The 22057-nt window shown below is 43.7% G+C and carries 16 protein-coding genes; 4 read left to right on the top strand and 12 right to left on the bottom strand.

Going from position 1 to position 22057, the window contains the following annotated elements; translation table 11 throughout:
* Window positions 1–5: 5 nt before the first annotated feature.
* From EXU30_RS19325 to EXU30_RS19280, 10 genes are all read right to left on the bottom strand, one after another.
* Complete coding sequence (locus tag EXU30_RS19325) at window positions 6–2315, bottom strand: efflux RND transporter permease subunit (protein WP_130602831.1); 2310 nt, start codon at window positions 2313–2315, stop codon at window positions 6–8.
* Between the two features lie 43 nt (window positions 2316–2358).
* Window positions 2359–3363, bottom strand: coding sequence for a WD40/YVTN/BNR-like repeat-containing protein (locus EXU30_RS19320; RefSeq protein ID WP_130602829.1), 1005 nt, complete (start codon window positions 3361–3363; stop codon window positions 2359–2361).
* Between the two features lie 53 nt (window positions 3364–3416).
* A complete protein-coding gene (locus tag EXU30_RS19315; protein ID WP_130602827.1) occupies window positions 3417–4781 on the bottom strand; it encodes a DUF1329 domain-containing protein in 1365 nt (454 codons plus the stop codon).
* Window positions 4782–4795: 14 nt separating this feature from the next.
* Window positions 4796–6832, bottom strand: coding sequence for a DUF1302 domain-containing protein (locus EXU30_RS19310; protein WP_130602825.1), 2037 nt, complete (start codon window positions 6830–6832; stop codon window positions 4796–4798).
* A 312-nt stretch (window positions 6833–7144) separates the two neighbouring features.
* Window positions 7145–7360 carry a DUF2835 domain-containing protein gene (locus EXU30_RS19305; protein WP_130602823.1) on the bottom strand — a complete coding sequence of 72 codons (216 nt, stop codon included), beginning with the start codon at window positions 7358–7360 and terminating at the stop codon, window positions 7145–7147.
* A 120-nt stretch (window positions 7361–7480) separates the two neighbouring features.
* Window positions 7481–10039 carry an aminopeptidase N gene (pepN, locus tag EXU30_RS19300; protein ID WP_130602821.1) on the bottom strand — a complete coding sequence of 853 codons (2559 nt, stop codon included), beginning with the start codon at window positions 10037–10039 and terminating at the stop codon, window positions 7481–7483.
* Between the two features lie 73 nt (window positions 10040–10112).
* Entirely contained in the window at window positions 10113–12164 is a 2052-nt protein-coding gene (prc, locus tag EXU30_RS19295; RefSeq protein ID WP_130602819.1) for a carboxy terminal-processing peptidase, read from the bottom strand.
* Window positions 12165–12182: 18 nt separating this feature from the next.
* Window positions 12183–12818, bottom strand: a complete 636-nt coding sequence (gene proQ / locus EXU30_RS19290) for an RNA chaperone ProQ (RefSeq protein WP_130603637.1) — start codon at window positions 12816–12818, stop codon at window positions 12183–12185.
* Between the two features lie 286 nt (window positions 12819–13104).
* Entirely contained in the window at window positions 13105–13563 is a 459-nt protein-coding gene (locus tag EXU30_RS19285; protein ID WP_130602817.1) for a GAF domain-containing protein, read from the bottom strand.
* Between the two features lie 33 nt (window positions 13564–13596).
* Window positions 13597–13878, bottom strand: coding sequence for a YebG family protein (locus EXU30_RS19280; RefSeq protein WP_130602815.1), 282 nt, complete (start codon window positions 13876–13878; stop codon window positions 13597–13599).
* 176 nt (window positions 13879–14054) lie between these two features.
* Between EXU30_RS19280 and EXU30_RS19275 the strand changes: the two genes are divergently transcribed.
* The 3 genes from EXU30_RS19275 to EXU30_RS19265 are packed head-to-tail and all read left to right on the top strand — an operon-like array spanning window position 14055 to window position 17947.
* A complete protein-coding gene (locus EXU30_RS19275) occupies window positions 14055–14684 on the top strand; it encodes a paraquat-inducible protein A (protein ID WP_130602813.1) in 630 nt (209 codons plus the stop codon).
* On the top strand, window positions 14674–15321 hold the full coding sequence (locus EXU30_RS19270; protein WP_130602811.1) for a paraquat-inducible protein A: 648 nt from the start codon (window positions 14674–14676) through the stop codon (window positions 15319–15321). Before EXU30_RS19275 ends, EXU30_RS19270 begins: the two co-directional genes overlap by 11 nt.
* The gene (locus tag EXU30_RS19265; RefSeq protein WP_130602809.1) at window positions 15308–17947 is read left to right on the top strand and encodes a PqiB family protein; all 2640 of its coding nucleotides are present in this window, start codon (window positions 15308–15310) and stop codon (window positions 17945–17947) included. Before EXU30_RS19270 ends, EXU30_RS19265 begins: the two co-directional genes overlap by 14 nt.
* A gap of 128 nt (window positions 17948–18075) precedes the next feature.
* On the opposite strand, the gene EXU30_RS19260 is transcribed toward EXU30_RS19265, so the two are convergent.
* A complete protein-coding gene (locus EXU30_RS19260; protein ID WP_130602807.1) occupies window positions 18076–19302 on the bottom strand; it encodes a nucleoside recognition domain-containing protein in 1227 nt (408 codons plus the stop codon).
* 138 nt (window positions 19303–19440) lie between these two features.
* Between EXU30_RS19260 and rsmF the strand changes: the two genes are divergently transcribed.
* On the top strand, window positions 19441–20913 hold the full coding sequence (gene rsmF, locus EXU30_RS19255; RefSeq protein WP_130602805.1) for a 16S rRNA (cytosine(1407)-C(5))-methyltransferase RsmF: 1473 nt from the start codon (window positions 19441–19443) through the stop codon (window positions 20911–20913).
* Between the two features lie 344 nt (window positions 20914–21257).
* On the opposite strand, the gene EXU30_RS19250 is transcribed toward rsmF, so the two are convergent.
* Entirely contained in the window at window positions 21258–22040 is a 783-nt protein-coding gene (locus EXU30_RS19250; RefSeq protein WP_130602803.1) for a TatD family hydrolase, read from the bottom strand.
* Window positions 22041–22057 lie beyond the last annotated feature (17 nt).

The following is a 22057-nucleotide window of genomic DNA, read 5'->3' as shown; positions in this document are numbered from 1 at the left end:
AACGTTTACTTAGGATTACGCCAGAAAATTGCGGAGAGCGCAGGAAGAATAATAATTGCACCCAGCATGTTCACTAAAAACATAAAGGTTAACAAAATTCCCATATCCATTTGGAACTTCAGCGCAGAGAAAAACCAGGTGCTCACACCGATTGCTAAAGTAAGACCTGTAAAGATAACCGCACTACCACGCTCAACTAAGGCTTCAAAATAAGCTTGCTGCACTGGCATACCGTTAGATAACTTGCCCGACATTGTCGATAAGATATAAATACCGTAATCAACACCAATACCTACGCCCAAAGCAATGACAGGCAAGGTACTTACTGCAAGACCAATTTCTAGCCAGGTCATTAAAGCTTGCGCCAACGTTGACACCACATAAAGCGGGATAATCACTGCAACGGTAGCTTTTACAGAGCGGAAACTGAGTAAACAAAGCACAAACACTGCGCCATATACGTAGAGCATCATAGGTAATTGGGCATCACTTACCGCTTCGTTCGTTGCCGCCATAACACCTACTGGACCCGATGCTAGCTTAAACTGAATCTCATCTGTATTGAGTTCACTTGCAACCGCTTTAACTTTATCAACTACTACCTCAATCGTTTCAGCCTTATGATCTTTTAAGAACAGATATACTGGCATGACTGAACAGTTACCATTTAACAAACCAGACGTCGTCGGAACGCGCCCTACTGCTTGCACCAAGCTTGCGGTAGTACGCGGTAACACCTGCCACTTAGGATTACCTTCGTTAAAGCCCGCGTTCACGCGTTTTGCAACAGATGCCAAACTTGCCGTTGACTCAACGCCAGGCGTGTTTGCTACCAACCATTCAAACTGATCAATGCGCTCTAGAACGCTATGATAAGTACACGCTTCCGGTGTTGCTTCAACAATCACTGACATCACATCTGTGGTAATTGAGAAATGATCGGTAATGAAAAAGGTATCCTGGTTATAACGAGAGTCTTGATGAAGCGCTGGCGCCCCACCTTGTAAGTCACCAATTTTCATCTTGGCAGACTGCTGATAACCAAAACCGTAAAGCACTGCGGTAAATGCCAACACCACAACGGCATATTTTGGCGTAGCAAACTGCGACAGTTTGTGCCAAATCTGTTTAACCTTTTGCTCGCTCTCTTCACTGCTTGACAGCTTTGACAAGTCAGTAAATGAAATAACCAAAGGCAATAAGATAAGGTTAGTTAAAATAATTACAGCAACACCCAGCGACGCTGAAATCGCAAGCTCACGGATAATACCGATATCAATTGCCAGCAGTGTTAAGAAACCTACAGTGTCAGACAGCAAGGCTACACCACCTGGCACTAACAAACTTCTGAACGCACTTGCTGAAGCCGCTTTTGTCGCTTGCCCTTTCACCACGCGGCTACGCACGCCGTTGATCATCTGTACGCCATGACTCACACCAATGGCAAATACCAAAAACGGTACCAGAATTGACATAGGGTCGAGGCCAAAACCGACAACGGTTAATAAGCCTAACTGCCATACAACCGCCATTAAGCTGCATAGTAAAGGTAGAATCGTTAGGATGATTGATTTAGAAAACAGGTAAACCATCACTGCTGTAATAGCGATAGCGATTAAAAAGAACAGTAATACGCCTTTAGCGCCTTCCGCCACATCACCAGCCATTTTAGCAAAGCCAATGATATGAATTTTAATTTTGTCGTTTTCATACTGACCGCGAAGCTGCTCTTCAAGTTGTTTCGCAAACGCAATAGTATCAAGTGGCTCGCCCGTTTGTGGGTCAAACTCCATCAACTGAGCAGACACCATGGCAGCGGAGTAATCGGTTGCGATTAGACGTCCTACAATCCCTGCCTTTTCAATGTTGTCACGCACCACACCTAAACCGTATTCGTCTGTGGTGAAGTCTGCCGGAATAACTGGCCCGCCAGCAAAACCATCTTCAACAACCTCAGTGAAACGAGTCGATGGTGAAAACAGCGATTTAACCTGCGAGCGTTCAACGCCGGGAATAAAGAATAATTGGTCATGCACATTTTTCAGTGCATCAAAGAACACAGGATTGAAGATATCACCACTGGTGTCTTCAACTGCCACCATAATACTGTTGGCCCCACCAAAATTCTTTTGGTGTTTGGTGTAGGTTTTCATGTACTCATGGTTTAGCGGGATGTTCTTACTAAAAGCCGCATCCATTTTAAGTTGGCTTGCTTGATAGCCTAAAAACACTGTCATTAAAATAAATGACAAAATCACCCAAACGCGATTGCGAAATAAATGGCTCTCAAATCCATTAACGAGTTTCTCTAACATCGTGAAGCCCTATTATTGTTGTTATATCCACTTATACAGCGCCTTAAGGCAACTGAAATAGCCCTTTGGAACCGGCAAACCATAATTGGCCTTGATTGTCGCTAGCGACACTAACAATGTTTTCACCTTGTCTGCGCGCTAACACTTCAGCAGTGCCATTATTCATTTGTAAAATAACCCCGGCATTACCGACAAGTAGTAAGCCTTTGTCATCAGTCACTATGGCGTTGTTGATTGAAGACTCAACTGGCAACTCAACTTCTTGCCACTGAGATAAGCTCAAATCAGCTTTAAATACATTGCCTCTGAGGCCCATTACATAAACATCTTGCTGATGCTCAATGGCGCTGAACATGGAGCCATCATAATAAAAATCAGTTTTGGTAAAGGTTTTACCTTGGTCATTTGAGTAACTCACTAAACCAAGCTCACCCACCATCAATAAACGACCATCTTTGAGCGCCAAAACTCGATTGAAGTGAGGCAGCAATGCCGCTTTTTCTGACTCATACAAGGCAATATCTTCTGCCTTTAAGTCAGCTAAATAAGCAATGTCTTCTTCAAACAGCAACTCTTCATGGAACTCCTCATTCCACAATTCGCCGCCATTACCAGTGCGATAGAACAAACCATAGGCGCCAACAGCAATACCATGGTTTTCATCAAAGAAATACACATCTAAAAACGGCTTTTCGATTTCCTGAGATTGCATCTGCAAGCTCCAGGTTTTACCGCCATCTTTCGTATGAATAATGGTTGCATCATGCCCTACAGCCCAACCTAAGTTGTCATTATGGAAAAACACCTTAGTTAACTGAGCTGACACAGGCGTCGTAACCTGCTGCCATTCAGTTCCTTTAACTAGTACATGCCCGCGCTCGCCAACTGCAATCATTGAGTTAGACGTTGAAGCGATATCGAGAACTAACGAAGAAGATGAGAGAGGTTGAATTTGTGCAGCGACAACCTGGTTGTCAGCAAAAGCAGAAACAGAGCTAAAATACCCTACAGCTACCAATACTGCGCTGCGAAGTATGCTATACGACATACAAACTTCCTTAACAGTGAATGGGGCACCAATGTGCCCCACCTATTGGACGACTATCGAATACCTGCGCGGCGCAGTGCATCTGGGGTGAAGTTACGACTTGATAACTTAGCATCGAAGTTATACATCTTGCCTTCGTTATCTAAGCCCATTGCTAGATAGCGGCGAGATTGTAGATCATGGAAGATCTCCAACGTACTCCAGTGCGTTGGCACTTCGTAGTAGTTAATGCTGTGCGCAGTCGCTACACGATATAGCTCATCGCGATTATCGTACATTTCAGCTAACGATACCTGCCAAGAATCTTCATCGATATAGAACACGCGAGTTTTATAAATGTGGCGCATGCCATCTTTCAGGGTAGCTTTCACTTCCCAAACGCGGTGTTTCTCCCAACGGGCATACTCAGGATTAATGTGACCTGGCGTCAGGATATCCTTGTATTTAAGCTTATCTGAATGCAGACGATAATCATTATAAGGAATATAGATTTCCTTCTTACCCACTAGCTCCCAGTTGTAACGCTGAGGTGAGCCGTTAAACATATCGAAATCATCTGTTGTACGCAGACCATCAGACACTGTACCTGGCGTATCAAATGCAACATTTGGCGCTTTACGAACGCGGCGCTGACCTGTGTTATACGTCCATGCCTGACGTGGCAACGCTTCTTGGTCCATGGTTTCTTTTACAAGCAGTGCAGTACCTGCAAGACGTGCAGGTTGAGTCACGATTTGCTTAAAAAAGAATAAGGTATTGGTTTCTTTAAGTTTTTCTAGCGTGATCTCTGGGCGAGAATACTCAAAGCGAATTTGCTCAGTATTTTCAATCAGCGTATAAGAACCTGATGCTGTAGGTGCAGCCTGACTACGGCTAGTCGCCACATCAACGCCACGATAACGCAAAATATGGTTCCAAATTGCTTCTAAACCGTTGGCAGGAATTGGGAAAGGCACACCAATTGACGCACCGCTAATTCCATTACCGCCAGACACTAGCTCGGCGTTAACCGCATTGGCTTTAGTAGCATCATATACATATTGCGGCACAGACGCTGTACGGCGTGTTTGATACACATTCATCTTGTAAGTGTCAGGATACAGTTCAAACAACTTCATCTGACCTGGAGTTAAAAACTCTTGATACTGCGCCTTATTAGCATTAGTGATAGTAAATAGTACTTTGTCACCAGCGAAAGGATCTGGGTGATGCATACCTTTTTCATAACCCGCAACAGGCTGAGTAATACCTCCATCCCATGCCGGGATTGAACCATCCGCGTTGCCAGCTTTCTCACCACCAAGTGGCGTTAGCGTGGTCCCCAGTTTGTCAGCTTCGGCTTGAGATACCTTAGCTGATGCTATTGGTGCGCCCAGCGCAAGAACAATAGCAGCAGAAATAAGTGTCAGTTTTTTCATTATTGTTATCCTTATTATATTGAGAACTTAACGTTAAACGACACGTAATCTCTGTCGCTCATCGCGTTCGTCGTCCCTACACCACCAAAGAAATTGTTATACGAGAAGTCGAAACCCCAACGGCTTTGGTAATCAAAGTTAACCCCAACAGCAACCGACTTACGACCTTCTGTGAATAAGAACATAGGATCAGGCGTAATACCGTCTACGTCATGGGAGAAGATAATACGTGGCGACATATTCATGCCTGCCATTAAGTTGTTAAAGTCAGCTTTGGCAACTAAACGGTAACCCCAAGCAAAATCTGTCGGGAAAGGATTAGTTTCCGGGCCATTGTGCAACGCTTCAATAATACCCGGCATGTCTGGGTTGCCGCCCGAGCGAGCCGTACCTGGACCATTTAAGCGTAGCTCGTCAAAGCCAGGCATATCATGGATCCACACACCACCGACTTCGGCCAGCATTACTAGGTTATCTAAACCAAGGGTTGGGCCAAATAAGTGAGTTACTGTCATTTGCGCTTGAGTGGTATCACGCTGGATAAAACCATCAACGGTAGCGCCTGGGTCAACATTACCCATTTGCGAAATGCCGTCTAAATCTGGGCGCAGACCTGCATTGGCTAACTGCTGTGGCATTGCAGCGAACAACAACTCAACGTCATCAATCTGCAGTGGTTCATCTTTACGGTGAGCAACTTCACCGGCAACTGAAGTTTCACCTACAAGCGTGTTGAAGCTTGCACCAATCAATTGAATATCTTCTGGATAAACAATTTGTGCTTTAGTAAAGGTTTCCATGCTTAGCATGACTTCGCGAGTGATGTTACCGCCACTTTGCGCTAAACGGCCGTAGTCTCGAGCAATGGCTTCTGCGGTAAAGTTAGACGCTGTACCACTAATAAGTGGACGGCGGCTATGGTAATTCATGTAATAAAGACCAAACTCAGTTTCCCAAAGCTCAGGCGAGTAGTAACCCAACTTGATACCAAACTGGCCATCATCGGGTGCTGACTGTGAGTCTTGAACCAAAGCAACTTTAGTTGAGTAAGCTGTCATAAGTGGTGCCAAGCTCGGGTCAAAACCTGTCGCCGCAGCCATTTGATACAAGTTGCCATACTCTGACATTAAGAAATCAAGATTGATATCTGGGTTGGCGTTGAAGCCTAACTGCGCATTTTGGTTATAACCACCAAAGCCGGCAAAGTCATTTGTTGCGAAAATTGAGCCTGGTGTTGGTACCCACACTTCTTGCCAGTCATATTGATAGTACGCTTCAACGTTCAGGTTATCGGTAAGACCAAGCGATGCCCAAACCATACCTTGTGGACGGAATGCTTCTTTAAGCTCCGCACCCGGCGCATTTAGGATGTTAAGGTCTACAGGGTTAATTACACCGATACCGTGTGGAATAAGTGTGCTTTCACCCCATGACACAACCTGATTACCAACACGTACTGATAATGGGTTGTTACCATCGTTTAGGTCCCAGTTGGCATAGATGAATGCATCAAGTAAGCGAATATCTTTACATTGCACCTCAGCAGCTTTTGAGTCTGCACAAGGGTCATAAGTTTTACCTGTAAGCGGGTCATTGAAATCATAGTGACCGTCATTTAGCTTACGATCGTAGAAATACATACCACGCATAAACAAGCCGTAGTTTTCCCATTGTAGAGAAAGTTCATGTAAGCCTTTGAAGATTTCAGAAGTGCGGTCACCTTGAGAGTAAAGCAGGTTACTTAAATCGTTGTTACTTGAATAAGAACCGTTTTGTGACCAGATTTGCGCAGAGGTGTATTTTGTGTTGCCGAATGCCGAGTAGCCTGACCAATCGAATTGAGGTTGGTTAACTTTACCAATTTGCCCCGACCAGTCTCTTTCGCTAACTCGCCAACTGGCGCCTAATGTCCATGTAGAGTCAAATGTGCCGTCAATCTCTCCCCAATTAAATGAGACTGCAGACGCAGAAGGACTCATACCTAGGTATAAAGCCGACACCACCCCCAAAGCAAGTGCTGACTTGTTGAATCGTTTCTTCACAATTTGCATTTTATTATCTCCGTAACCTGCCGGATCTGTTGTTATAAGAATTAGCCAACATCTTGTTAGCCTACAGGTAACACCATTGTTACAGCATTTAACATCTGTGAGCAAGGTCAAAAACAAAGAAATGTTCAATAAAATGAAAGGGATTTGAGGCTTCTAGCGAGAAATAAACAGTCGTTTATTTAAATAATAAAATCTAGTGCAGTTACTGCGAATAATTAGGTCGTTAAACCATCGTTTATTCATACACTTAGCATTAAAGCAATGACTTGAACGCACAAGTAAAAACTAAATCAGTCGTTTGAAGTTTTTACTCTAAACTTGAGTGAGGGAAATAAAGTTGCCATTACTGTCTGTTTGTAAACAGAAATGTCCTCGTATGCCATCTCGAGTCAGATAGGGTTTGAAGTATTTGGCATTGATATGCAATACACGTCCAGCGTTATCAGTTACTTCGACTTTATTGACCGCACCTTGATAATAGGCAAGAAAATCGTCATATCGAACATAACAACTAAAATAGAACTGCATGTAAATCTCTTATACTGCATTTTATCAAAGCCAGCACTATGCAGTTACGCACAGAGCTGGCTTGGAATTGATAAATTAAAGCTACAAATTAGCGCGCTTACGAGTTATTGCGCATACAAACTAGTGCTCTAACGCTTTATTCACTTTTTCAAATAGATCTTTAGACAGATTCGGTAAGTCTTGAAGCACTTTAAGCTGCTGCTTCATCAGTGCTTGGCGATTCGCATCAAACTTAGCAAATTGAATTAGCGGCGTAATAAGCCTTGCTGCAACCTGAGGGTTGGTGTCATTGAGTTTAACCAGTACCTTAGTTAAATACTCATACCCTTTGCCATCTGCACGGTGGAACTGCGCTGTGTTACCACTTGCAAATGCGCCTATTAATGAACGAACGCGATTAGGATTACTAAAGCTAAAACTCGCATGTGCTGTCAGCTTATCAATGTTGCTAATAACAGCGTCACTATTAATGCTCGCCTGCAACATAAACCATTTATCCATTACCAGCGGCGTATCATTCCACGTAGCTTCGAACTCTTTAAGCAACGCATCCATATTATCGGTATTGTTATACACAGCCGCTTTTAGTGCGCCCAGAGAGTCAGTCATATTGCTTGCCTGGCTAAACTGATCACTAACTAAGTTATTAGCATCAACATGGACACTGCAGAGCAAGTTCAAACATGCATTTTTAAGTGCACGTGCACCAGCGCTGTCGATTTGGGTTACTTCGCGATAGCGAGCGATAAGCTCATCTTCACAATCAGTGGCAATTTGTTCAAGTACAAAAGCACGGCTACTGATAAGGTTATCAAGGTCAACTTCTTCAACCTGTTCAATCAGCGTGTTCAAAGTAGGTAATGTAAGCACTTCAGCGATAAGAGCAAGATCAAGTTCGCTATCGAGCACCATTCCTTTGAAAGCATCAACAACGCGGGGATCGACTCGCATTGCTTCGCCGCTTTGCAGATGCTCTACGTTTTGCCAAATGCTGTCACTAACTAGCTTAACTGACGCTTCCCAACGCGCGACTTCACTGCTAGCAAAACGCATCAAGTGGGCAAGTTGCTCAACACTTGAGTCAAATACCAGTTTTACCGGTGCAGAGAAGTCTTGCAGCAGTGAAGCTACTGGCTTTTGCGCGATATCATTAAAGGTAAAACGCTGGCTTGCCTTTGTAACATCAAGCACTTGATTAAACAGGCTCCTTCCCTTTGAATCGAGCAGTTCAATACTAAATGGGATGTGTAGCTCAGCGCCCTTCTCACCTTGGGCAAACACTTGCTGAGAAACATCTAAATGATAAGTATTTGACGTAGTGTCATACTCTTCGCTAACGGTTAACTCAGGCGTGCCGGCCTGACTATACCAACGTTTAAATTGAGTGAGATCTTTACCTGATGCATCAGCCATTGCATCCACGAAGTCGTCACAAGTCACCGCTTTGCCGTCATGACGCTCAAAGTAGCAGCGCATCCCAGCCTGAAATGCTTCCTCACCTAAGATGGTATGCATCATACGGATAACTTCTGCACCTTTATCGTAAACTGTCACTGTGTAGAAGTTGTTCATTTCAATAACAGATTCTGGGCGAATTGGATGTGCCATCGGGCCAGAGTCTTCGGCAAACTGATGGTTCTTCATCACTTTAATTGCATGAATCCGGTTCACTGCCCGTGAGCCAACATCAGAACTAAACTCTTGATCTCTAAATACTGTTAACCCTTCTTTAAGGCTTAACTGGAACCAGTCTCGACAAGTTACGCGGTTCCCTGTCCAGTTATGGAAGTATTCGTGGCCAACAACTGACTCAATGCCGTGATAGTCTTCATCGGTCGCACTTTGTCTATCAGCAAGTACATACTTGGTGTTAAAGATATTTAAACCTTTGTTTTCCATTGCACCCATGTTGAAAAAATCAACCGCGACAATCATATAGATGTCTAGGTCATATTCTAAATCAAAGCGCTCCTCGTCCCACTTCATAGACTTCTTTAAAGACGCCATTGCGTGGTCGGCTTTATGTAAGTTGCCTTTATCAACAAACACCTGCAGCGCCACATCACGACCAGAGCGAGTTACAAACTTATCTTCTAATAAATCAAAATCACCGGCGACTAAAGCAAACAAATAGCTAGGCTTTGGAAATGGGTCTTGCCATTTAACAAAGTGACGCCCTGAACGTGGCATTTCGCCCTGCTCGACTTTATTGCCGTTACTCAATAAAAATGGAAATGCTTGCTTGTCAGCCTCGATACGGACCTGGTATTTCGCCAGTACGTCGGGTCTATCTAAAAAGTAGGTAATTCGTCTAAAGCCTTCTGCCTCGCACTGGGTACAATATGCACCATCTGACATGTACAAACCTTCAAGGCTTGAATTAGCAGCTGGGTCTAACTTGGTGATCACTGTCAGCGTAAAATCATCTAAATCCGCTTCAATAATCAAATTAGTATCAGTTTGTTGGTAAGATGCAGGCTTACCGTCAATCAGCACAGCTTCTAACGTCAGCTTGTCACCGTCTAGCACAAGTTGGGTTGCGCTCTTTAAACGAACAACTTTACTCACAGCGGTGACTTTTGTAGCTTCGCCATCAAGAATAAAGTCTAAATCGATATCTGTAATGGTAAATTCTGGAGATTGATAATCTTTTAAGTGCTTTGCTTGTATTTGCGTCATAACGCATCCTTTTTTATTGTTCGCATTAAAAAAACGCGCTGAATGCGCGTTTTTTTGTATTAAGTTTTGCTAATTACTTGCTAGCGTTTTTGGCCAACCTTTTAGCATCTACCATATCTAACGTGATTAAGGCGGTTTCATCCAAGAACGGGTCCGGTTGATCTTCCGCTTTCACATCTTCTACATCATCAAGCGATTCAACAGGTTTTAAGTTGTTGCGAACGCGGCGCTCGTTTTCACGTTTCAGCGCGCGAGCATCATCATCTTCACGAGACGCGATACGCTCTGACTCAACCAAAGAAATTGTTTTGTCTTCTTGATGCTTTTTAAACTCTTCAATGTCTTCAAGAATATAACCAAATTCAACATCGCCAACGATACGAGAGCTGTGTTTTTGAGTTAGGCTATCAATCAAACTGGTTTGAATATTACCAAGCACACCGTATTGCGCTGCTGGCACCTTATCCCAAGGTAGTGCATTTTTCTCTTCAGACTCGCCATATTCGCCAGGCTCTAACGCACTCGGGAAGGCTATATCAGGAGTAACGCCTTTTAATTGCGTGCTACCGCCATTGATACGGTAAAACTTAGCAATGGTGTACTGGACATGGCCGACAGGCTTTTCGTACATATCGTAAATTCGGCCCAGGCTCTTATGCTGCTGCACCGTACCTTTACCAAAGGTCGACTCACCCACAATTAACGCGCGGTCGTAATCTTGCAGCGCGGCTGCGAAAATTTCAGACGCTGACGCACTGTAACGGTCAACCATCACAGTTAATGGACCTGAATAAGCGCTCTTACCGTCATTATCACGATTTTGCGTTACGCGGCCATTAGCATCACGGATCTGCACCACAGGGCCTGCATCAATAAACAAACCGGTTAGCAATGTAGCTTCAGTAAGCGCACCACCACCGTTACCACGTAGGTCGATGATAATGCCTTCAACATTCTCTTGCTCAAGCTTGGCTAACTCTTTGCGTACATCTTCAGACAGGTTCATGTAGAAACCTGGAATTTGCACCACACCCACTTTACGGTCAGCGTATGGGCCAGTTTCTGGCGTGACAACTTTTGACGTTGCAGCTCTGTCTTCAAGGCGGATTTTGTCGCGAATTATGGTCACTTCAAAGGTCTTGGCGTTAGCGCCGCCTTTTTTCGGTAAAATCTCTAAAATGACTTCGCTGCCTTTAGGACCTTTAATCAGGTCAACTACGTCATCTAAACGCCAGCCAATCACGTCGACAATTTCTTCGCCTTTTTGACCAACACCGACAATCTTATCTTCGACAGACAACTTTTCACTGCTAGCCGCTGGGCCGCCGGCAACCAAACTTTTAATCACAGTGTAATCATCTGTCATTTGCAGCACAGCGCCAATACCTTCAAGGCTTAGGTTCATCTCCATTTGGAAACGCTCTGCATTACGCGGTGACAGGTAGCTAGTGTGTGGCTCAACTGTGCGAGCGAATGCATTCATTACGCTTTGAAATACATCTTCGCTGTGGGTTTGGCTCAAACGTTTAATCGCATTGTTATAACGTTTGCCGAGCACTTCTTGGATTTCTTTCCACTCTTTACCGGCAAGCTTAAGGTTTAGTGCGTCATACTTTACGCGTTGACGCCAAAGCTCATCTAACTCGGCTTCATTTTTAGGCCAGCTTGCGTCTTTACGGTCGTACTCGTACTTATCACTCGCTTTGGCGAAGTCAAACTCGTTTTCAAGTAACGACAGCGCATAGGCAAAACGTTCATAACGGCGTTTTTGAACCACTGCATACATTTTATACGCAGGGCCCATATCGCCTAGCTTCACCATGTCATCAAATTGGTTCTGATACTGGTTAAAACTATCAACGTCGGCTTGAGTAAGGATGTTTTTGCGGAAATCTAACTGCTCAAGAAAGCGCGTATAGATTTGCTGGGAAAATGCATCATCCAATTGGAAGCGATGATAATGGGCACGAGTAAAACGATTAGTGACACGTTTACTCGCGACCTTGTGTTGCGGCTCTTGCGCTAACTCAGGTAACTCGCTGATTTGAATAGTTGGTGAAATTGCCCACGCCGATAATCCGACAAATAAACTGGCAATTGACGCAGCCAAGGTTAGTTTTCGCATCAACAAGTTACTCCTTATTTATACCAAGATGTGTTCAACTTTTACTTTTACAGATAATCCTGAATCTAATTGAACTTGAACATCATCTTTTTTGATGTCAGTGATCACACCAGCTACTGGTGCAGCACCTAATTTTACGTTTACGCGTTGATCTTGTTTTAGATCAGACATGTTGGCCTGAGTTAAGTTCAAATCAACTGGCGGTGTTTTAGCCGGACGATCTTTTTTGCTCGGTACACGCTTGTTAACTGCACGTTTAGTATCTTTACGTGGCGCTCGTTTCGCGGCATCTTTCTTAGGCGCTTGTGCTTGACGCTTAGCTCTAGCCTTTTCTTGGCTTTCCTTTAATGTAGTTTGAGCATGTTCAATATGCTCTTGCTCAAGCTCACCACATTCATTGCCATCAAGATCAACACGTTGAACACCCGCTTTGATCCCTTTTAAATAACGCCAGCTGCTGGTATAGCGTCTTAGCGCTACACGTAACTGAGTTTTACTTACTTTAGAATCATCAGCTAACCGTTCAGCTAAATCTTGAAATAAACCAATTTTTAGAGGTTTAGTTTCACCTTCTTTAATAAAACATAAAGGAAAGGTTTCGTATAAATACGCTAAAATAGCGTTAGTGTCGGTCAACTTTTCTGTTGATTCCATCATTACTTCCACGTTAATAAAAGGGACTCTTAAGGTAGTGGTTACCACGAGTCGTTCATCTTTTGTTAAGCGCTTAATGGTCGCGACAGCATGTTTACCATCGCATTGTTTACCTAGCTCTTAACCTACAAATTAGCACTATAATATATTTTGCAAAAGGAAATGAAACAATCCTTAACAAAATACTCGCCGCCAGTTGCGCACAAACACAAGGCTGCAAGTAGCGGCTTATTATAAAGCTCATGACGACGATTGCGACCTAGAATTACGTAATATTGGTCGCAAACTAACCAAATAAGACTTTTTCGAAGCTAGAAACGAGCATTTCTAAGCCTTGTTGATCTTGCTCATCAAAACGATCAAAGCTTGGGCTGTCGATATCGAGTACCCCAATCAGCTGACCGTCATTGCAAAACGGCACCACAATTTCTGAGTTACTGGCTGCATCACACGCAATGTGTCCGGCAAATTGATGCACATCTGCAACACGTTGGGTTTGCTTTTGCTGCGCGGCAGTACCACACACACCTTTACCTAAGGCAATACGTGTGCAGGCAAGTTTGCCTTGAAATGGGCCAAGAACCAGTTGATCATTTTTAAGCAGGTAAAAACCAACCCAATTAATGTCTTCTAAGTTGTCATTTAACAGCGCAGAGAAATTGGCCATGGCACAAACTAAGTCATCTTCACCTTCAAATAATGCAGTTACTTGACGGTTTAGTACATCATAAAACTCTTGCTTCATCGTGTTGCCTTTATCTAGACGTAAAATCAGTAATTATTCAGACTCTTGCTTAGCTTTTGCTTTTTTCGCAGGAGCGGGTTTAGGTTTTACCACACCTTTTAACAAATTGCCGAGTTCATCTTTATTTTGTGCAAGATAAAATGCCAGTTGCTCACAAGCTGTTTCATCTAAACTTAACTCTGATTTTTCTAGAAACGGAATCAGGTTATCCGCAATATCGAGCATTTTGTCATAGGCATCGGCTTCTTTTTTGGTTGTGAAGGTCATCTTCTCTTCCCCTTCTCTGACTACGACGAATTTGGTGATAACAGCCATGATTCCTCCGCTACTGTTTTTATATACAGTAAACAAGGTTCTCATACATTGAAGTTATGATGCAAGTATTCTGATTAATCTGATATTATTTAATTTTTATGCAATGTGATCTTGAGCAATTTATTTGTTTGCTCAATCTTTGATGGTTCACACGATATAGGGATTTCACGGTCAATATGGCTCATACGGATCAGCATCAGTGTCATGTACTTTGCCGCTCGTGCGATTTGGTGGTACAAAAGCGCGCACTACCCTCGCCAGTTAGAGCACTGTGCCCGCGTTGTGGTACGGCGCTTTACGATACACCTTACTGCTCAATTAACGGTATGCTGGCTTTGTGTATTGCTGCGTTAATTATGTTTTTCCCCGCCAACTTGCTACCAGTGCTTGAAATCCACTTCCTTGGCAGCATACGTAACACCACAGCATTTCAAGCTGCAATCGCTGTGGGCGACCAAGGTTATTGGGTTGTTGGAGTCGCGGTCGCGATATCAGCGGTAATCGCGCCCTTGTTACTACTTAGCTCAATACTCGCGCAAGTATGTATTGCAAAATTTGCCCTGCATTTAGAACTTGGTAAGAAAACTCTGCGGATGCTACTTAAACAGCAAGGGCTGTTATCACAGTTAACCATGCTTGAAATATACGTGTTGAGTTTTTTAGTTTCGGCTTTCCAGCTGTCTGATTTTGCCGACGTACACATGGGCATGGGCACGTTTTGTTTTACCATGTTATTTTTATTGCTGTTGTTTTTACAACGAGAGTACAACCTTGAACATATGTGGGGCTTGTTAGATGACAACTAGCTCTTCCCTAGACAATCAAACACAGATTCAAGGTATGAATAAGGGCTTATGCCTTTGTAAAGTCTGCCGCAAGATAAACCTAACAAGTAACGGCTCTTGTACCCGCTGTCATGCCCCGTTAGCAACTCGAAATTATGCGAGTATCGGCCAAAGCTGGGCTTTACTAATCACAGCGGTTATCTTGTTGGTGCTTGCCAACATTTATCCAATTACATTGATTACTAATCGCGGCGTCGTTACTAATGACACCATTTTCAGTGGCACCGTACACCTGGTAAAAACTGGCATGATCCCGATTGCCATCATTGTATTTACCGCCAGTGTGTTGGTGCCATGGCTAAAAATCATTGGACTTGCGATTTATTTAACAGCGATTAGCTTTAACTTACCAGTTTCTAAGAAGAAATTAATGGTAGGCTTTCATATAATTGAATGGATTGGCCGCTGGTCGATGTTAGATTTGTTTGTTATTTCTATTACCGTAGCTTTGGTTAATATGGGGCAGCTTCTCGATGCAAAACCCGCCCCAGCAGCTACCGCATTTGCACTAGTTATATTGCTGACACAATTAGCAGCGAAAGTACTTGATACTCGCTTACTATGGGATCGTTTGGAACCTCAAAATGACGCAAAGTGAATCACCTAAGATCGTTAAAAAGAAATTATTCTCTCCAGTATGGCTGTTACCTATTGTTGCGCTTGTACTGGCTGCCTGGCTTGGATATAAAAGCGTAAAAGAAGCCGGCGTTGAAATTCAGATTCACTTCCCAAATGCCGCTGGTATCGAAATTGGTAAAACCCTAGTCAAATACCAAGGTCTCACCGTAGGTAAAGTGACTGACATTAGTCTCGATGATGACTTGGTCGGGGTAAATGTGCGTGTATTAATGGACTACCGTTCAGAGCCATTTTTAAACGAAAGCAGTCAATTTTGGCTGGTTAAACCAAAGGCAAGTATCACTGGAATTGAAGGACTAGACACCTTGTTCTCGGGAAATTATATCGCGGTTCAGCCAGGTGAAGGTAAAGCCACTACAGACTTTGTTGCCAAGCAATCTGCACCAGCTATTCTTCCAGGTTCTCGGGGAATGGTGATTTCGTTAAAGGCGGATAAGCTTGGCTCACTTGACGTTGGCTCACCACTTTTCTTCAGACAAATTCCTGTTGGTAATGTCGTTAGCTTTCATCTTCAAGACGATAAAACCATCATCATCAATAGCTTTATTGAAGATCAATACGCTCACCTAGTTAAACAAGACTCACGCTTTTGGAATGTTTCAGGGTTAAAAGTTGACGCGTCTTTGTCAGGCATTAGCGTTAACACCGAAAGTATTGCATCTATTCTTGCCGGCGGCATTAGCTTTAGCTCAGGCGACGGTGAACAAGCCACTTATGGCGATCAATACCAATTATACGACTCACAAGAACTCGCCATTGACGGTATTGAATTAAAATTCAAAATCGACACTGGCGATGATGTAAGTAAAGGTACGCAAATTGTTTACCGCGGACTAACGGTCGGTGAAGTCACTCAGGTTACCCTTGACGGTGACAAGGTTGCTGTGGATGCCAAGCTTGAGCAAGAATACCAAGGGCTACTAACCGCAGACAGTCAGTTCTGGCTTGCTGGCGCGCACATCTCCCTTGATGAAGTCAAACATCTTTCACGTCTTGTTACAGGCCATGTCATCAATATTTTACCTGGTAACAGCAAAGAATCATTACCGGCTTACTTTGAACTGCAAGCTGAGCAACCTGACTTATTACTAGCAGACAAACTACCACTCACATTAAGTGCTGACATTCACACAGGTGTCAGCGTTGGCGCGCAAATTCGCTATAAACAGTTGCCTATCGGTGAAGTACTAGATATAGCATTGAGTGACGATTTCAATAAAGTTAGCTATCAAATTGAGATTTACCCTGAATATAAAAAGCTACTTACCCAAGGAAGTTACTTCGTTCATGAAGCGGCTTTAGACATAAAGGCATCGCTTGATGAGGTAAGTGTCAAAACCCGCGATATTAATACGTTTATGAAGGGTGCAATTAGTTTAATACCTAGCTTTAAAGGTGAGAGTGTACAAGCAAATGCGCAAATGAAGCTGTACGAGTCAGGTGATGTCGCACAAGATGAATTTAGACTGGCAAAAATGCACAAACTGAGTTTAAGCGCCAACAACGGTGCTGACTTGTCTGTGGATTCTCCTATCTACTACAAGAAAATGGTGATCGGCCATATCAACCGTATTGACTGGATAGCCGAGCAAGATAGCTTCGAGTTTGAGTTGGCTATTGAGCCCAAATATAAAAAGTTGATAAATGAACGTACCGTTTTTTGGCGTAACAACGCCCTTAGCGTAAATGCGTCACTTGCGGGCGTAGAAGTCGACGTAGCGCCTTTGGCCGGCGCAATTAAAGGTAGCATTTCTCTCGGCATGATAGATGAAGGCATAGAGGTTCAACCAAGCGCTAAAGGGTTGCTTTATGAAGATAAACAGCTTGCCATGCGTCAAGCGCAACTGGTCACTCTTACTGTGCCGGCTAGTGTCAAACTCAATGACAACGCAGCTATTCGTTATCAAGGGCACCAAATCGGCTTTGTGAAACAAGTCAAGCTACAAAGTGACTTAGCATTCATTCAGGCAAACGCTTATTTATATGGTGAATACGCTGATCACTTCAGTAAGTCCGACAGTGAATACTATATTGTTGATGCCAGCATTTCGCTTGCTGGCATAGAAGCTCCTGATACTTTAATTACCGGCCCTTATCTTGGAGTACTACCAGGTAGCGCCGATACCAAAGCCCGTAGTTTTAAGGTTAACCTTGAATCCAAGTTTGATTCCCATCGCCCATCTGGCTCGGTTGATTTCGTCCTAAAAGATGAACAACTCGGCTCAATTAAACAAGGCACACCTGTGTTTTACCGCGGCATTGCCATTGGTCAAATCGACGGTTACCAACTAAGTAGCAGTGGCAGTCATGTGGAAATTTTTGGCCACATTGAAAAAGAATACACTTTCTTGATAAACCAAAGTAGTAAGTTCTGGGATGCATCTGGGATCAAGCTAGAAGTAGGCTTATTCTCTGGCGCGCAAATCGAAACAGGGTCATTAGAAACCTTGCTAGCAGGTGGCATCTCAGTAGTGACTGAAGAGATCACAACCGATAACAACAAACTCACCTCAGGCTCACGCTTTATCCTGCACCATAAAATGAACAAGGAATGGCAAGATTGGTCACCTGAGCAGCAACGTTAACTCTTATCTTTTTATAACGAAAGCCAGCAGTCACGCTGGCTTTTTTACTTTCAAACATATGCGCTTTATCCGCGTAACTTTACTAGGATTAACTTGGCTTACATAAAACCATCAAACACAAATTTACCCTAGCCATAAAACCAATAGCAAACAGATATCGCAGCGACAATCCCAGCAAAATCTGCGGCAAGTCCACAGCCCAAAGCATGTCGACCATGTTTGATCCCAACTGAGCCAAAATACACAGCTAATACATAGAAGGTGGTTTCAGTGCTACCCTGCAATACTGCGCTTAGTCTACCTGCGAAAGAGTCAACGCCATGATGCTGCATGGTTTCCAGCATCATAGCCCGCGCACCCGAGCCGCTAAATGGCTTCATCAAGGCTGTTGGCATCGCATCAATAAACCGAGTGTCGGCGCCAAATGCACTGACTATTGCGGCTACCAGACTGAGTAAATAGTCTAGTGCTCCTGAACTCCTAAGCAGGCCAATCGCGAGCAACATGGCAAGTAGGTATGGAATAAGCTTAATTGCTTGCTCAAACCCTTGTTTAGCACCACTGATAAACTCGTCATACACGGCAACACGCCTAACGCCAGCTACCAGCACAAAACTCAAGATAAGTAATAGCAAAATACCATTACCTAATGCTGTAGAAACCGCACCAATCGCTTCACTTGTTAAACCAACGAGGCTCCAAACTAACGCGCAAAGCAGGGAAACTATCACCATGCCATAGCCAAGTACCACTGTGTTAAGTAAAGATATCCTCTGCACTAAGGCGACAATGATTAAGCCCACCAGCGTTGAGCATGTTGTTGCTAATAAAATCGGTAAAAAAATATCTGCTGGCGCCGTCGCTCCCTGCTGTGCTCGGTATAGAAAAACCGTGACCGGCACTAAGGTGACTGAGGATGTGTTGAGCACCAAAAACAATATTTGGGCGTTGGTGGCAACGGACTTGTTTGGGTTAAGCGATTGCAAATCGTTCATTGCTTTCAAGCCCAGTGGTGTAGCTGCGTTATCTAGCCCTAAAATATTCGCAGTGAGGTTCATCGTCACACTGCCATATGCTCTGTGCCCTCTTGGCACCTCTGGCATTAATTTGGCAAGCAAGGGCTCAAAGGCTTTGGCAAATACACCAACAACGCCAGCTTTCTCACCAACTTGCATTAGCCCCATCCACAGTGCAAGTACGCCGATTAAGCCAAGCGAGATTTCCGCAGCCAGCTTAGCACTAGCGAAAATGCCAGCGACACTTTCATGCAGAACCTGAGTATTGCCCGAAAAAAGCTGAGCGGTTATCGCTAGTGCAGCGACGATAAAAAACGTAAACCAAACTCGATTTAACACACAAGCTCCAATTATTTATCAGCGTTGATGCAATAGTTGATTTTCAAGTCAATTCAACCAAACTAGATCACGCTTTCGCATACAAGTGCAGCCAGTTAAGGTATGATCGCTGCAAACTTAGCATGACCGCAAAACTCAATGGCAAATATCAACCCTAACTTTATCAAACATATCGAGCAAGAGCTGCCTGAACACCTCAATATTGATGATTTAATTGAATATTGTCAGCGCCCACTGCGTAAATCAATCCGAGTGAATACCTTAAAAATTTCGGTAGACGAGTTTAAGCAGTTAATGCATCCCCATGGTTGGCAATTTGAGCCTATTCCTTGGTGCGACTCTGGCTTTTGGATAACCGTTGAAGATGACGCAAACCTGGGTAATCTTGTCGAGCACTTGCAAGGCCTGTTTTATATTCAAGAAGCCAGCTCTATGTTGCCGCCAACCGCATTATTCTCAGCATGTGATAACGATGATTTTAGTGATCACTATGTGCTCGATGTTGCTTCAGCGCCAGGCTCTAAATCGACTCAGCTCGCCGCTTTAATGAACAATCAAGGGCTACTCGTTGCCAATGAGTACTCGTCTAGCCGAGTAAAAGTGCTGCACGCTAATGTTCAGCGTATGGGCGTAAGTAACTGCGCCCTCACCCACTTTGACGGTCGTGTGTTTGGCGAATACATGTATGAGCAATTTGACGCTATCTTACTCGATGCGCCTTGTGGCGGTGAAGGTACGGTGCGTAAAGATGCTAATGCACTAAAAAGTTGGGACATTAGTGATGTCGAAGCAATTGGTGATACCCAGCAAGATCTCATCGAATCTGCATTTTTAGCCTTAAAACCCGGTGGCAGTTTAGTTTACTCAACCTGTACATTAAGCCGCGCTGAAAACCAAGCTGTATGTCATCACCTCAAGCAAGTATTTGGTGAAGCAGTAGAGTTTGAAAGTTTGGCTAACTTGTTTGAAGATGCCGACAAGGCCACAACTGAAGAAGGCTTTCTACATGTTTGGCCGCAAATTTATGATAGCGAGGGCTTTTTTGTTGCCAAAATCAACAAGCTAACTTCAGTTGAACGAGCTAAAAAGCAACCAAAGCCGCAACGCAAATTCCCGTTTAGCGATATCAGTAGTAAGCAACTTTCGCAGCTGCAAGTCTACCTAGATAACATTGGGTTATCGATACCTGAGCACTTTAACGCCAAAGTCCGCGATGAAGAAATTTGGTTATTCCCGCAAGCATTCGATGAGTTTGTCGGTAAGATGCGCTTTCAGCGGATTGGCTTCAAGCTGGCCGATATTTTGAAAAAGGGCTTCAAAATCCGTCACGAGGCAGTGATTGCTTTAACTACAGTAGACACCAACAACCAAATTGATACTCAACACAGATTTGAGCTCACCCCAGAACAAGCCAAACTATTTTTAATGGGGCGCGATATTCAAGTTAGCGAACTAAACGACGCTCAACAAACAAAGCTTGCGAGCTACAACAATGGCGAGTTAATCGTCACCTTACATCAAGTTACTTTAGGTGTAATGAAGTTTCTCGGTCACAGACTAAAAAATGGCTTACCAAGAGATTTAGTCCACGACAGGGTTTATCACTATTGATCAAACGAAAGCTGCCAGTTAAATAAGAAACGCTAATTCAATAGGTTATAAATAGATACATTTTTATCAACAAAAAACTGTGCAAAACTTGTGTAGAATTTGTGCAAAACCAAAATCACTGTCTATAATTTATTCATCTTGAATTGAAGATAGCGCACGGCTCTGAGAAGAGCCATTCCCCTAGGCCCAAAACAATTGGATAGTTTTGGGTCTTTTTTTGTCTGAAATTTGTAGCCTGTCACCAAAAAATAAAGCCTTAACATAATTCAATGTTAAGGCTTACTGTAGCAACGCAGTTATTTAGAAACTGGCGCTGTTAACTTAAGAAGAAATTCAAACTCAAACTAAATAAGGCTTTTAGCCTGAGTGAACAAGTTGAAGAAGTTCTCTGTGGTGTAGTTGGCAAGATCTCCAAACTTTTCACCACGCAGCTCAGCAACAAACTCGGCAACATCACGCACATAAGCTGGCTGATTCTCTTTACCTCGGTGCGGCACTGGCGCAAGATACGGTGCGTCAGTCTCGACTAACAATCTGTCTTTAGGGACTTTTCGGATCACCGAGCGTAGTTCACCTGCATTTTTAAACGTAACAATGCCTGAAACTGAGATATAGAAACCTAAGTCTATAGCCGCTTTCGCCATTTCCCAGTTCTCGGTAAAGCAATGCAGTACCCCGCCTACTTTGTCAGCATTGCCGTTTTTCAACATAGCAATGGTATCTTCACGGGCATCACGAGTATGGACAATCAGCGGTTTATCGATATCTACGGCAAGTGCAATTTGCTGCTCAAAGCAGCTTTGCTGCAGAGCTTTAGTTTCGTTAGCATAGTAATAATCTAGCCCAGTCTCACCGATCGCAACCACGCGCTTTTCGGCGGCGAATTGGCGAATTTGCTCCACGTTTAAGCCGTCTTGCACATCAAGCGGATGCACGCCTGAAGATAAAAACACATTTTCAAATTCAGCCACTTTATCGCGCATGGCTTCAAAACCTTGCTGACGCACGTTAACGCAAAGAAAATAATCAACGCCGCGTGCTTTCGCGCCATCAATAATGGCTTTTAAACTCGGTTGATCTGGCGCAGATTTAAGACGGTCAAGGTGACAGTGTGAATCAATTAACATGTTTAGCAGGTTCTATG

The organism is Shewanella maritima, from assembly GCF_004295345.1.
Classification (GTDB): Bacteria; Pseudomonadota; Gammaproteobacteria; order Enterobacterales; family Shewanellaceae; genus Shewanella; species Shewanella maritima.
The sequence above is the reverse complement of the archived record's forward strand: the minus strand, read 5'-3'. Positions and strand labels throughout refer to the sequence as shown.